Genomic DNA, 14,232 nt, shown 5'->3' on the forward strand with positions numbered 1-14,232 from the left:
CCTCACGCTGGTTTATAGGTTGGCTTGGTGCCAGGCACTGTATCCGCCATCTAAGCTAAAGACGTCATCAAAGCCTTGCTCATTGAGGTAGGTCGCTGCACTTTGGCTACTAATTCCATGATAGCAAACTACTATGAGCGGCAGATCCATATCGGCATCGCTAATATAGTGGGCCAAGTTGTCATTGGTTAGATTAACCGCGCCAGTAATATGGCCTGCTTCATAGCTTGCCGCATCTCGGATATCGACGATTTGCAGCTCACTTGATTCTGCTTGCATCTGGATAAGTTGATTAACGCTAAGGTGTTGAAACGCTGACATAGTAAACCTGTATTGTTTGATAGATATAACGGGGATGGAATACTCGCAATGACGTATTACAGCCCCTTTGTAGAGTCAATAATTAGCGTTATGTTTAACAGATTAAAAGTTAAACAGGCTAATAATTTAATCCCAGTTTAAGATAACTTTACCAGATTGGCCTGAACGCATTGCATCGAAACCTTGTTGGAACTCATCAATACTGTAATGGTGAGTGATGATTGGCGAGATATCTAGGCCTGATTGGATAAGACTGGCCATCTTGTACCAAGTCTCAAACATTTCACGGCCATAAATGCCTTTAATGATTAAGCCTTTAAAGATCACCTTGCTCCAATCGATAGCCATTTCGCCACCTGGAATACCTAGCATAGCAATCTTGCCGCCATGGTTCATGGTATCGAGCATAGAGTGGAATGCACTTGGCACACCTGACATCTCAAGACCAACATCAAAGCCTTCAGTCATGCCAAGTTCTTGCATTACATCTTCTAAGCTTTCTTTGGCAACGTTAACGGCGCGGGTAGCGCCCATTTTCTCTGCCAATTCTAGACGGTATTCGTTGACGTCAGTAATCACCACATGGCGCGCACCTACGTGACGACAAACGGCCGCAGCCATGATACCTATTGGACCTGCGCCCGTGATTAGCACGTCTTCACCGACTAGATCAAATGACAGTGCAGTGTGAACAGCGTTACCAAATGGATCGAAGATAGATGCTAAGTCATCCGAGATATCATCTGGGATTTTAAAGGCGTTAAAGGCCGGAATAACTAAGTACTCTGCAAAGGCACCTTCACGGTTTACACCCACACCAGAGGTGTTACGGCATAGGTGAGTACGTCCACCGCGGCAGTTACGGCAATGGCCGCAAGTGATATGGCCTTCGCCAGATACGCGATCGCCAATAGTAAAGCCACGAACCTCTTGGCCCATACCAACGACTTCGCCGACATATTCGTGACCAACAACCATAGGCACTGGAATCGTGTTTTGCGACCATTCGTCCCAGTTATAGATATGAACATCGGTACCACAAATAGCTGTTTTACGGATTTTAATCAGTAGATCGTTATGGCCCACTTCTGGCTTAGGCGCATCAACCATCCAGATGCCTTCTTCAGGCTTTAACTTGCTCAGTGCTTTCATTTTATAACCTATTACAAGCTAGCGTTTGCAGCTTGCTAAATGTCATTCAAGAAGGGCTACATACGTAGCCCTACAGGTTTAATTTTAGCTGATAATGCCCATCTCTTTGGCGATACGGGTAAAGGCTTCAATCGCTTTGTCAATCTGCTCTTTAGTGTGGGCTGCAGACATTTGCGTACGAATACGTGCCTGGCCTTTTGGTACCACAGGGAAAGAGAAACCGATGACGTAGATGTTTTCAGTTAATAGACGGTTAGCAAAATCACCAGCCAGCTTTGCATCGCCAATCATCACAGGGATAATTGCATGGTCAGCCCCACCAAGGGTGAAGCCTGCAGCAGACATTTTTTCACGGAAGTAACGACTGTTTTCCCAAACCGCTTCACGTAGCGCTTGGCCAGACTTGAGCATTTCAAGTACGTGGATAGAGGCGGTGACGATTGAAGGGGCCAATGAGTTTGAGAATAGATAAGGGCGAGAACGTTGACGCAACCAGTCGATCACCTCTTTCTTACCTGAGGTGAATCCACCTGAAGCCCCACCAAGAGCCTTACCTAATGTGCCAGTGATAATGTCGACGCGGTCCATCACTTCACAATACTCGTGAGTACCACGACCTTCTTGACCAACAAAGCCCACAGCGTGTGAGTCATCAACCATGACCAGTGCGCCGTACTGGTCGGCCAGATCACACACACCTTTTAGGTTGGCGATAACGCCGTCCATTGAGAATACGCCGTCAGTGGCGATCATGATGTTGCGTGCGCCCGCTTCTTTAGCTGCTTTTAGCTGCGCTTCAAGATCGGCCATGTCGTTGTTGGCATAACGGAAACGCTTAGCTTTACAAAGACGCACACCATCGATGATAGAGGCGTGGTTTAGCGCGTCAGAAATAATGGCATCTTCGGCACTCAATAAGGTTTCAAACAGACCCGCGTTAGCATCGAAGCACGAAGAATAAAGAATGGTGTCTTCCATGCCTAAGAATTCGCTAAGGCTTGCCTCAAGTGTCTTATGGATATCTTGAGTTCCACAAATAAAGCGCACAGATGCCATGCCAAAACCGTGGGCATCGAGACCGCCTTGAGCAGCTTTGATGAGTTCTGGGTGATTGGCCAAGCCAAGGTAGTTATTGGCGCAAAAATTGATGACTTTATCGCCATTGACTTCAATTGCCGTTTGTTGAGGAGAAACAATGACGCGTTCGCTTTTATATAAGCCTTCGGCTTTTACGTCAGCAAGCTGTTGATTTATCTGGTTGTAGAATGAGGTCTTAGGCACCTTTATTCTCCTTAATTAGCATTATTTTGAGTATTGGAGTGGCGGCATTTTAACCTTAATTTACGCGGCTCTACAGCCTTTTTTTAAGGTATAGCAAGGGATTATTTAGATTAGGGGATAGCTTGAAGTAACATTAGATAAACTAATGCGTTACCTGTGGGTAACTTTTGCCGGTGGGTGGCGACAATTATGAGGCTATGCGGTGGTGATTTTTAGCGTATAGATTATGGCCTATACGCTTGATTTGCTCACTTGAGGATTAAAGCATTTGCGAGCGGTAATGCTCTTCTAGCCTCACAAACGTGGCTTGCGAGCTTGGCGTTGCATAGGATTTAAACAGCATAATCACACGTAATAAACCTTCGTATAGCGACTCTTTAGTGATTGAGCCAATATTTGATTGGGTCTGAGTGAGTTTGTAGCTGATCCAGAAGCTGACTAGCATCTTAATTGTATCGGCCAGTGGTTTTATATCTTCTTGATGGACTGCTAGAAAGCCATCATGGTTTAGTTTTTCTAGTACACCCGTCGAGCGTGCCAATACGTCTTGCTGCGCCTTAAGATAACGATTTTTTAAGGTTTCATCGCGACTAAGGATGTCTGCAAGGTTGGCATACATAAAGCGAAACTGCCATAGGGTGTAAAACATCGCATCGAAGTAGCCAATTAACAGGTCAACATCAACCTCTTTATCGATATAAGGCTGAAAGCCTGATTCTAGGTGTTGCTCATAAAGGCTGAAGATTGAGCGAATGATGTCTTCTTTATTGCGAAAGTGATAATAAAGGTTACCGGGACTGATATTTAGGTGGGCGGCGATATGATTGGTTGTGATAGCTCTTTCGCCGTGTTCATTAAACAACTCTAAACTGGCTTGTACGATTTTGTCACGGGTCTTCATATTCATCCTAAATGATTAATATCCAGTATAATGGTTAAGTCGGCACGTAATAGGCTATTTAAGGGCCTTTCCTTGTGCGCCATCTTGTTTAAATCACACGAGTGTAATTACGTTAAGCTGCGACTATCATGTTAGCATTAGCTTAATTCTTCAAGTAAAACTCACGAAAGTACCCAATTTCATGAATCGCAGCCTTTATTCGATAGCCCTATACTTAATTAGTCCTCTATTGTTGGTTTACCTTGCTGTACGCGCCTTTAAAAGTAAGGACTACCGTGGCCGCTGGGCAGAGCGCTTCGGCTTTAAAAAATTAAATCGGACCGACCTCTTAGTCCATTCAGTATCAATGGGGGAGACCTTAGCGGCGATTCCGCTAATTAAACAGATCCAGCAGCAGCACCCTAAGCTAACTATTACCATTACCACAACTAGCCCAACAGGTTCTGCCGAGGTCACTCGCGCCTTTGGTGATAGTGTGCAGCACTGTTACTTGCCTTTTGATTTGGCATGGTGTGCCAAGCGTTTTGTAAAGCAAGTCGCACCTAAATACTGCATCATCATGGAAACAGAGCTTTGGCCAAACTTGATCCACTATCTCAAGCTATCGGGCGCTAACGTCCTATTAGCTAATGCGCGTTTGTCGCAAAAATCGGCCGAATCTTACCAAAAGTACCATAAACTCACAGCGCCTATGTTAAAGCAGCTCGATGCCATTGCGGCGCAGTCGCAGCAAGCGGCCGAGCGTTTTATCGCCTTAGGTGTAGCCAGTGACAAAGTAACAGTGTGTGGCAGTTTGAAGTTTGATATCAGTATTGATAAACAGCGTATCGACAGCGCTAAATCATTACGTGAGCAATGGCTGGCGACCAATAAACCGGTATGGGTGGCAGGCTCTGTGCATCCTGGCGAGTTTGAGGCGTTAATTCAAGCCCATAAACAACTGCTAGCTTGCGACCCAGATGCGCTCATGGTGATGGTTCCTCGCCATCCTGAGCAGTTTGATGCGGCGGCACAAGCGATTAAGTCGGCAGGGTTAACTCTTGCACGGCGCAGTATTAGTGACCCGGTTTTAGGAAGTACACAGGTGTTGTTGGGTGACACTATGGGCGAGTTACTGACCTTTTATGGCGCCGCCGATCAAGCCTTTGTGGGTGGCTCGATTATTGTGCATGGCGGTCATAATCCGCTGGAACCTGCAGCAATGGGATTACCTGTGATGATGGGGCCACATTACCGTGACTTTAATGAGATCACTGAGTTACTCGAAGCGGCTGGTGGATTAAAAGTAGTTGCTTCATCTGAAGCGTTAGCACAAAACTTGATCCATTTATTCGAAGATAAAACAGCCTATAGTCAGGCGAGTGAAGCGGCAAAAGATGTTGTGGCACAAAACAGAGGCTCACTACAAAAGCAGATGGCCATGGTGGAGGCGTTTATTCGCAGCAGGGCATAATCTCTGTTAGAGCATGGCTTCAGTAAATATTTTGAGCTGACTAGGGCTGCTTGAGCTAAGAGCGATAACCAGAACGAATAGAGTGTAAAAAGGTCTGCAATTAATGCAGACCTTTTTTGATCCAACTAGACAATTGATTCAGCTAGATAATAGGTTGAGCTTGGCTTGATAGGCCAGATGCAGTTGCAGCCAATTTTCTTCGGTAAATGCCAGCGTTGCTAGTTTACTAAGTTCTTTTCTAAAGGAGCGTAGTAAACGGCTCATGTTTGCTTGCTGCCATTGAGTATTTGGCTTTCTAAGTTCGCCGCGGTCAAAATCGATTAAGTAAAACTTGTCATCGCAAATAAGAATATTCTTTGCATTAAGATCGGCATGGTAAACACCGTGATGATGAAACTCTGCAATCGCTTCACCGAGAGTTTGCCACTGCTCAGTGGTCATAGTGGTTGTACTCAGTCTCGCGACTAAGTCTTCAGCACCTTCCACTCGCTCTATGATTAAATCTGCACGATAGAATAGACCTGAGCGCTCGACGTTTGCCGCTATTGGCTTAGGCACTGCAAAGCCTTGCTGGTACAGGGTTTCTAATAAGGCGAGTTCTGCTACCGCGCGAGTTTTTTCTAAACCGGTAAATAGATATTGGTCACGGCTGATTTTTTCTATCAAACCACCACGATAGTAGTGGCGAAGCACCCACTGATTTTGTTCGCTAGCAATGCAACTCGCGTCGACGAACCAAGTGGTATAACGGCCTTTTGATGAGCCTGTTACTGCAGATTTTTCGCGCCAAAAATCGGCACCAAACCAAGTTGGTTCGATATCTTGTGGCGTATTGTGGCAATAAGCGATGCTGCCTTTGGCGGTTTTTTTAAACTTCATAGATAGAATTGTAAGCTAAAGCGTGGAACCTGCAGGCATTCTACATTAAGATCGGTAGATTGCGCCAAATAACCTTCGAGCACTAATGAGCTTATCTACTTCCAGTGACAATCAGAACGCTAAATCAAACAGCATAGATTTAAGCAATGCAGAGTCTTTATGCCTATTAAGGTTGTCAGCAATTGGTGATGTTTGCCATGCGGTGGCAATGGTGCAGGCGATTCAGCGTCGCTATCCACAACTAAAAATTACTTGGATCTTGGGTAAGATTGAATATCAACTGCTTAAGCACCTTGAAGGGGTGGAGTTTGTGATTTTTGATAAATCACAGGGCTGGCGCAGCTATTTTAATCTTAAGCATGCGTTAAAAGGTCGCAAGTTTGATGTGTTACTGCATATGCAGATCGCCCTGCGCGCGACGATTGCCTCATTAGCTATCTCTGCTAAAACTCGTATTGGCTTCGATCGCTTTAGAGCCAAAGAAGGCCAGTGGCTAGTGACAAACCACCATATTGAACCTCAGGCAACACCGCACGTTTTAGATGGTTTCATGGGCTTTGCCAAAGCCGTAGGCGTTACCGACATCGCTCCGCGTTGGAATATCCCAGTACCAGCAGCAGATACCGAATTTGCTCAAGCGCTTATTCCTGACGGAAGTAAAGTTATGGTTATCTGCGCGGCGGCGAGTAAGGCTGAGCGTAATTGGTTACCTGAACGCTATGCTGCTGTCGCTGACTATGCCGCCGAAAAAGGTTACCGAGTCATGCTATGCGGTGGACCTACGCCACTGGAGCGTGAGCTTGCTGAAAATATACAAGCAGCGGCAAAATCGACACTAGAAAACCAAGTGGGTAAAACCTCTTTATTGCAATTATTGGCGATACTCAAGCAAGCAAGTGTAGTATTGGCGCCGGATACCGGCCCAGCGCACATGGCGGTGACCCAAGGTACACCAGTGATTGGGCTATATGCCCATTCAAATCCTGGTCGCACAGGGCCTTATACTTGTTTAGACTCGGTGGTGAGTGTTTATGACCAAGTCATCACCGAGCAGAAGCAAGGTGAGATCCCTTGGGGCACAAGAGCTAAAGGTGAGCATTTGATGGCATTGATCAGTGTTGAACAAGTTATTGAGCAGTTAGATCCTTTGTTGCAACCCTCTGCCGGGTAATTTTTGTTAGTATGCCTACCAACCCAATGCTTCTTTGCAGTCTGATGAGTTGAGTCAATGACCCTAGCCTCTCCAAAATTTTTATTTGTACCTGTATCTTCAGCCGAAGGTATGGGGGAGTATATGCGCTCCTTGATCGTTGCAAATGAAGTTAAGCGCCGTTGGCCTAATGCGACAATTCAATTCATTTTGAGTCGTCACGCGCCTTATGCATCGACTTGCCCCTATCCAGCGGCACTTTTAGACGATACGCCGACAAAGAATATCAAAGCGGTCAATGATTTTATGTCATTCTTTCAACCCGACTTTGTCATCTTTGACGCATCGGGTCGCCGCTCTCAACTGACTCATGCCAATAAGTTGGGCGCGAAAGTTATTTTTCTGAGTCAACATAAGCGTAAGCGAAGTCGTGGCATGAAAGTATTGCGCGCACGAGTGACGGATAGTCATTGGGTCGTGCAACCTGAATTTGTTATTGGCCCCATTAGTTGGCTTGATCGTTTAAAGCTGAAGTTAATCGATAAGCCTGAGCCGACGGTTATTGGTCCCATATTTGTAAACCCCAATTCAGAGCGTCAAGCGGCGCTGTTAAAGGAATACAATCTAAGTGCTGGTGGATTCATTCTGCTCAATGCAGGGTCTGGTGGTCACACAAATAAGCAGGGCTATATTGTGGAAGAGTTTGCACGTGCCGCCGCTGATATCTATCAAGCGACAAGGATCCCGTGCGTTATGGTATATGGGCCAAACTACCCTAATACGATGTTTGATGCTGAAGGTGTTACAGCGATAGATGAGTTAAATCATGGTGATTTTATCGATCTGCTTGATGCTGCTAAAGTTGCCGTATTAAGTGGCGGCGACACTTTGTTGCAGGCTATAGCATTAAAGAAACCCACATTATCCGTAGCAGTATCGAAAGATCAGAACTATCGGCTTAAAGTCTGTAAAGAGCGTGGCTTAACCGTGTGCAGTGATAGTAATGCGGTGCTGATGTTAGCTGGGCTTACTGAATTAATTAGGGTGGAAAATCTAGCCAAACTAGAGAGTGCCTTAGCCCTGTGCAAATGCATTAATGGCCTAGATATAGGCATGGATATCATCACTGATTTATACAGTCATAAATTTGGAGTTCAGTCATGAGAATTGCAATCGCTATTGATAGTTTAGCGGGCGGTGGTGCCGAAAAAGTCATGCTGACACTGGCTAAAGAGTTTACAGAATTAGGGCATGAGCCTCATTTCTTAGTCATGACTGACAATGTAGCTTTTGATATTCCAAGTAGTTTGCCCGTGCATGTTTGTTTTGCTAAAAATGATCGAGATTTTGATCGAGCATTTAGAACGAAGCATGCAGCTGCTCGATTAAAACATAAGATTGAAGAGATTGAAGTTGAAACTGGAAAGTTTGAGCTATTTCTTTCTAATTTAGATAAAACCAATCGATTAATGATCAAAACTAAGGTTTCACCGCTGTTTGTGGTGGTACATGCCTCGGTTGAAGAGGAGTTGGCTCGATATGCAAAACAGGGCCCTTTTGCATACCTGAAGAAGCTTAAGGCTAAAAAGGCATTAAATGGCCAGCATTTAGTGACGGTATCTCAAGGTATTGCTGATGAGATTTTGCAGACTAAGCGTATCTGCCCAGCCTCTATCCAATGTATCTATAACCCCTTTGAATTCGTTGATATTAATGCGCTATCAGAACAAGAGGCGCAAGGGATCCCTAATAACGATTACTTGATCCATATTGGCCGATATGTGAAGCAGAAGCGTCATGACATTCTGTTTCAGTCCATTGCAGCAATGGAAAGCCAAATCCCGGTGGTGCTCTTATGTCACAACCCAAAAAAGGCACTAAAGGCCGCGAAGAAATTCGGTGTTGAGCATAGAGTGATTATTCCTGGGTTTCAGTCTAATCCATTCCCATGGATAAAAAGCGCCAAGGCATTAGTGTTAAGTTCAGATTTTGAAGGTTTGCCAACGGTTTTGATTGAATCATTAGCCTGTGGAACGCCAGTCGTCAGTACCGATTGTCCTCATGGGCCGAAGGAGATCATGACTGGAGAGTTAGCTAGATTTTTGGTTCCACGGCGTGATCCACAAGCGCTAGCTGATAAATTAGATGAAGTTTTAGTTTCACCGCCACAGTTGGCAGAAGTCGATATTTTAGCAAAAGTACAAGCGGCACGGATTGCTCAAGAATATTTGGCATTGGTTAAATAAACATTGAAGAGTTTGTGAGGGGAATTGTTGTGAGTGCAAACAACAAACGTTATCTATTATACATAGCGCAAAATTATTCATATGCCATGTTAAGGCCGTTGCAAGCTGTAATACAGGCGAGAGGCGATGAAGCCTGTTGGTTTCTAGAGGGCAATGAGGTCGATCCTGTCTTCTTGACTGCAACAGAGAAGCGATTGTTAACCATTGAAGAAGTTAAATCTTGGAAGCCTGATGCGGTATTCGTTCCTGGTAATGTGGTTCCCCGCTTTATTCCTGGGATTAAAGTCGGTGTATTTCATGGTTTTAACGCGGGAAAAATGAACCATAGAGGTCGTGAAGACCACTTTGAAATTCGTGATTGTTTCGATCTCTACTGCACTCAAGGGCCTGCAACGACGTTGCCTTTTGAAGAGCTTGCCGAAAAGTTTGGCACCTTTAAGGTTGCTGAAACAGGCTGGCCGACGCTGGATCCTATGTTTCAACAAGGCTTAGAGCGTCCCTATGATGTAGAGGGCGATTCCCGACCTGTTATACTTTTTTGTTCAACATTTTCTCGTAGTTTATCTTGTGCACCAGTAGTTTATGAGCAAATAAAAACATTGTCACAGCAAGGAAAGTGGCGTTGGTTGGTGCAGTTCCACCCCAAGATGAATCAAGATATTGTTGATAAATATAAAGCGCTTGAAAGTGATAATTTGACGTTTGTTGAAACGGATAATGTGTTACCGCTATTGAAAGCGGCCGACGTGATGTTATGTGATACCTCATCGATTTTGATTATGTTTCTGCTGCAGGGTAAACCTGTAGTGACGTTTAATAATCAGACCAATAGCTCTCATCTTGTTAATGTCGAAGTGCTTGAAGATATTGAACCTGCGTTAGAAAAGGTATTGAGTCGTCCGCCAGAACTTATGGCTGAGATTGAGCGGTATTGTGATGATATCCATCCCTTTCGAGATGGTAAGTCGAGTGAGCGCGTTCTTGCAGCAACTGACAAGCTGATTGAAAATGGTATTGAAAATCTTAAGCCTAAACCGATGAATTTGTTGCGTCATCTTAAGATGCGCAAAAAGTTAGGCTATTGGAAGTTTTTTTAGTCAATATATCTAAGTGTGCGAGTGAAGAACTTTTATTATTTTTATCACTTCAGCTCTTTTGACTTGCCTTTGAATGATTTTTGGCACAATGAACTTTCTATACAAAAACGATGTTTAGATTATTACAGTTAATGAACTAGATGAGAATTGCTCCTGAATACAGGAGCTAAAGTTAGATTATTTTGATTTAAAGCATTGCTTGAGCAAAATTAATATCGATAGTAATAAAGTTTGTAAGCATTTTGTAGTAAAGGCTATCAGGGAGCGGGCTAAACTTATCAGTAATTATTGTTTGACTTCATAATTAGCTTTGCAGGTAATGGTTAACTTCGGTCTTGCTCTATTAACCACAGTCCAACATATTTATTAAAGTTCACCTGCGCATAGGTCATGGCAACAATAAATCCTACGCTGCCGTCTAAAAAACCTCTTCGAATAAAGTAGATATGGAAAAAGGTCCACATTCCACGAAGTAGAGCCAGTGCCAATCCTTTTGATTTTTTGCCTTTACGAGCATACTTTTGCGAACCAAGCCATGCGTATTGAGCGGCTTTGTTTAATCCGTGCCCATAATCTCTGTGGGTGTAATGTAACAACAGGCCTTTAAGCTTACCCACTGAGCCTTTCGCCGGGATCACGGTTTCGTGCACTTCATCAAGGGTGTAGCTAGAGCCTTGGCGAAGAAACAAACGTAAAACTGAACGAGCGCTGCGGCCGTGTTTCAGGGTCGTGCCGTAAAGCGTGACTCCCCAGGGAAGACGGTACGATGTTTCTTCGATGCTGTCTTGTGACAATAGAGCTATGAGAGCCTGTTTCATCTCATCATCTAATGCCTCATCGGCGTCAATAGATAATACCCAGTCGCAAGTGGCTTTATCGAGTGCGCGTTGCTTCTGCTTACCAAATCCTGGCCAGTCAGTTATGGTGATGTTGTTGGTGTACTGTTGACAGATATTGACTGTGTCATCGGTCGAACCGCTGTCTAGAACAATGATTTCATTAGCTATATCTATGATCGACTTAAGGCAAGCCTCAACACGATCGGCTTCATTTTTAGTGATTAGAATAACGGATAAACTATATTTTTTCATAATTGTCATCGATAGTTATGAGCGCGCGACACCAATGAAGTTAGTTCGTTATCAGGCTGTCAGTGCGGAGAGTTGTAAGTAATAAAATTATAGATCTTTAATTTTAAAGGAGACAATTTGATAGTGTTTATACCGTATAAACTTGCGCCATCAAAATTGTTCTCATTTATGAAATGTTTGGTTTAACAAGCCTTTGACAGATGTTAAAATAGTTAGCGTCTAACTTTTAAGCAGTCTAAGCCTTATTTCTAATGAAGTCAGAGATATAGGTTTGGAATTTATCGACAGCGTATTTTAGTTGGTATTCCTCTGGTAGTGATTTTCTGTATTGTTCCGGATAAGTTAATGCGTGATTTATGCGCTCAGCTAGTGATTCTCCCTCACGCACAATTCCTGGAAAATCTGCGCCAAGAACTTCTATCGCTCCAATGGTATCAGTTGAAACAATCGGAATATTTAAAGTCATTGCTTCTAATAGCACATAACCCATAGTTTCTGTTTTTGAGCATAAAACTAAACAGCGAGCATGCGATAAAATAGAAAATGGATTGTTAATGTCACCTGTAAAGTGAACGCGATGCTCCAATTTTGCTAACTGAATTTCGTTCTTAATTTGTGTCATGAGTGGTTTTTGTGCTTTTTGTTCGCCACCGATAAATATTAAGTCAGCGCTCTTGTTAAGTTGTAGATTACCGAGATAACTTGATAGTAATAAGCCTTGCTGCTTAGTTTTGGTGAAGCGGCCAATATGTACAATAAATGACTCCGGCAGCTCGTCGCTTGGAAACTCTATAACTTGCTGAGAGAGCTTTTTAACTCTTTCACTGTCAAATGGATTAGGGATGTAAACTGGCTTATGAATGGTAAATGGAGATAGCTCTATCCCCAGCTGTTTCGAAATAACTATGTTATGTCCATTGCCAAGTTTGCGCTTTATTTTCAGTCGTTCTAAAAAACGTTTGAAGAATGATTTAGCCAGTTTATATTTACGTGTGCGATCGCTATGTATAATAGAGATGCTTTGATCTACACCAACATATCTTTGGCCAACATTATCAACTAAAACAAGTGCTTCATCGTCTTGCTTTTTATAATTAATTAGGCTTAATTTTTTAACTTGTTTGACGGTAGCCCAGTGACACCAATTTTCTAAAGAGCTAGGTGCTTCATTGCCTGTATTCCATATCTCTACTTTATGGCCGCGGTTGACTAGTTCCTTCCCCAGAAGAATCGTAGCGGCTTCTGCTCCGCCGTTTTCTAACTGTCTAACAACAAAGATATATTTCATCAATGGCAATCGTAATGCAAGAGGTATTGGTGGCAATAATAACATAGAATATGATATTTACTTACGACTCGTTCTAAGATGGAACCAGAGTGAGATTGGCTGCATTAGAGGTTGTATAGGCTAAGTGAATTGTGAACAAATAGGCTTTTTTACGCGATGGTGCATTTTTCATTGATCCTTCTGGTGATTTTCCAGCTACTAAAGTTGTTTGTCTTAATGAACTTAGCAGGGGCGTCAACTGATTTTAATTTTGTAAGTATTTCCATTAGCCAAGTTTATATATTGCTGCGCAACATATTGACTATTAATCACTTTAAATATTTCTGGATTATTAATTGTTGGAGGGGAAGCTAAACAGGCTAATGCTTTTTCTGCTAGCAATTGTGGCTGACGGCGAGGGACTAAATATTTAGCCAGTTCTCCAGTTAGAATTTCATTTGGACCGTAAGGGCAGTCTGTGCTGACTACTGGGGTTCCACAAATCAGTGACTCGGCAATCACCAGGCCAAAACCTTCAAAATCTGAGCTGAGCAGCATTAGTTCTGCTCGTGCTATCCAGGCGTATGGGTTTGATTGAAAACCTGGCGTGATAATGCGGTTTTCAACATTGTACTTTTTCGCAATTTTCCGTGCGCGTTCAGGCCTGTTGGTTAGCAATACTAACTTAGGGGCCGATGGCATAGCTTGCAGCGCTTTAAACAGAATATCCAGGCGCTTTTGTCGCGTAACCCGGCCAATATGGATCATAAAAGGCTCGTTGGGTATCTCACTGTTTGCTTCTAATGCTTTACGTTTTATCTCTTCGATTCTAAAAGGATTGTAAATAGCTTGGATGCTTTTAGCTTTGAGCCAGCGGGTATTGCGTAGCTCATCGGCAATACCTTCAGACACTGTAATGATATTTTTCCCAATCAAAGCTTTTGCTTTTGACCAACGTCGATAGAAGTGAACCGGCCCTCGTTTGAGTTCCATGATTAATTCTTGTTTTAACGCGCAATGACAAAAGTAATAACAGGGCTCAAAGTTGCAACCACTCACAACGGTATCGCAGTCCGTAGAGTTGGACAGAAATAGGTCGAATTTACCCTTGGTGTTTTCGACATCCTCAACACATTGCTTTAAGCGCTGCTGCTGTTGTTTCAGAGTTAATGCTTTCTGATTTGGGTAAACATAATGAATAGTGACGTGTTTTGGCGGAGGGAAATCCCCCTCCTGCTGGAAAACAAACAGATGCACATCTTGCCCTGCTTCATGCAAGATCTCTGCTTGAGTTAGCGCAACTTTGACCGTTCCGTTGGCATAAAAATTGTGGCAAAAGATAGCAATCTTTTTCATTCTAGGTATGCCTTTAAGGTTTTTTAAGGCTAGCAATG

At 43.5% G+C, this 14,232-nt stretch carries 13 protein-coding genes; 5 read left to right on the forward strand and 8 right to left on the reverse strand.

Features of this window, described 5'->3' with window-relative positions; genetic code table 11:
* Nucleotides 1-12: 12 nt before the first annotated feature.
* The 4 genes from glpE to ACVBIO_RS09830 form a co-directional block, all read right to left on the reverse strand.
* The gene (gene glpE / locus ACVBIO_RS09815; RefSeq protein ID WP_447161036.1) at nucleotides 13-321 is read right to left on the reverse strand and encodes a thiosulfate sulfurtransferase GlpE; all 309 of its coding nucleotides are present in this window, start codon (nucleotides 319-321) and stop codon (nucleotides 13-15) included.
* Nucleotides 322-447: 126 nt separating this feature from the next.
* A complete protein-coding gene (tdh, locus tag ACVBIO_RS09820) occupies nucleotides 448-1,473 on the reverse strand; it encodes an L-threonine 3-dehydrogenase (RefSeq protein ID WP_447164189.1) in 1,026 nt (341 codons plus the stop codon).
* 84 nt (nucleotides 1,474-1,557) lie between these two features.
* Nucleotides 1,558-2,754: a glycine C-acetyltransferase gene (locus ACVBIO_RS09825; RefSeq protein WP_447161038.1), complete on the reverse strand. Its 1,197-nt coding sequence runs from the start codon at nucleotides 2,752-2,754 to the stop codon at nucleotides 1,558-1,560.
* 259 nt (nucleotides 2,755-3,013) lie between these two features.
* Entirely contained in the window at nucleotides 3,014-3,655 is a 642-nt protein-coding gene (locus tag ACVBIO_RS09830) for a TetR/AcrR family transcriptional regulator (protein WP_447161039.1), read from the reverse strand.
* Nucleotides 3,656-3,836: 181 nt separating this feature from the next.
* Between ACVBIO_RS09830 and waaA the strand changes: the two genes are divergently transcribed.
* Nucleotides 3,837-5,108, forward strand: coding sequence for a lipid IV(A) 3-deoxy-D-manno-octulosonic acid transferase (gene waaA / locus ACVBIO_RS09835; protein ID WP_447172490.1), 1,272 nt, complete (start codon nucleotides 3,837-3,839; stop codon nucleotides 5,106-5,108).
* 138 nt (nucleotides 5,109-5,246) lie between these two features.
* Here waaA and ACVBIO_RS09840 read toward each other — a convergent pair whose 3' ends face one another.
* Nucleotides 5,247-5,987, reverse strand: coding sequence for a 3-deoxy-D-manno-octulosonic acid kinase (locus ACVBIO_RS09840; protein WP_447172491.1), 741 nt, complete (start codon nucleotides 5,985-5,987; stop codon nucleotides 5,247-5,249).
* An 85-nt stretch (nucleotides 5,988-6,072) separates the two neighbouring features.
* Between ACVBIO_RS09840 and ACVBIO_RS09845 the strand changes: the two genes are divergently transcribed.
* The 4 genes from ACVBIO_RS09845 to ACVBIO_RS09860 all read left to right on the forward strand — a co-directional run bounded on the left by ACVBIO_RS09845 (nucleotide 6,073) and on the right by ACVBIO_RS09860 (nucleotide 10,480).
* Nucleotides 6,073-7,158: a glycosyltransferase family 9 protein gene (locus ACVBIO_RS09845; RefSeq protein ID WP_447161042.1), complete on the forward strand. Its 1,086-nt coding sequence runs from the start codon at nucleotides 6,073-6,075 to the stop codon at nucleotides 7,156-7,158.
* A gap of 57 nt (nucleotides 7,159-7,215) precedes the next feature.
* Entirely contained in the window at nucleotides 7,216-8,301 is a 1,086-nt protein-coding gene (locus ACVBIO_RS09850) for a glycosyltransferase family 9 protein (protein WP_447172492.1), read from the forward strand.
* The gene (locus ACVBIO_RS09855) at nucleotides 8,298-9,383 is read left to right on the forward strand and encodes a glycosyltransferase (RefSeq protein WP_447172493.1); all 1,086 of its coding nucleotides are present in this window, start codon (nucleotides 8,298-8,300) and stop codon (nucleotides 9,381-9,383) included. Before ACVBIO_RS09850 ends, ACVBIO_RS09855 begins: the two co-directional genes overlap by 4 nt.
* 86 nt (nucleotides 9,384-9,469) lie before the next feature.
* Complete coding sequence (locus ACVBIO_RS09860) at nucleotides 9,470-10,480, forward strand: CDP-glycerol glycerophosphotransferase family protein (RefSeq protein ID WP_447172502.1); 1,011 nt, start codon at nucleotides 9,470-9,472, stop codon at nucleotides 10,478-10,480.
* A gap of 323 nt (nucleotides 10,481-10,803) precedes the next feature.
* On the opposite strand, the gene ACVBIO_RS09865 is transcribed toward ACVBIO_RS09860, so the two are convergent.
* The 3 genes from ACVBIO_RS09865 to ACVBIO_RS09875 all read right to left on the reverse strand — a co-directional run bounded on the left by ACVBIO_RS09865 (nucleotide 10,804) and on the right by ACVBIO_RS09875 (nucleotide 14,194).
* Entirely contained in the window at nucleotides 10,804-11,571 is a 768-nt protein-coding gene (locus tag ACVBIO_RS09865; RefSeq protein WP_447172494.1) for a glycosyltransferase family 2 protein, read from the reverse strand.
* A gap of 235 nt (nucleotides 11,572-11,806) precedes the next feature.
* A complete protein-coding gene (locus ACVBIO_RS09870; RefSeq protein ID WP_447172495.1) occupies nucleotides 11,807-12,859 on the reverse strand; it encodes a glycosyltransferase in 1,053 nt (350 codons plus the stop codon).
* A gap of 234 nt (nucleotides 12,860-13,093) precedes the next feature.
* Entirely contained in the window at nucleotides 13,094-14,194 is a 1,101-nt protein-coding gene (locus tag ACVBIO_RS09875) for a glycosyltransferase (protein ID WP_447172496.1), read from the reverse strand.
* Nucleotides 14,195-14,232 lie beyond the last annotated feature (38 nt).

This window comes from Shewanella sp. 0m-8 (assembly GCF_052977265.1).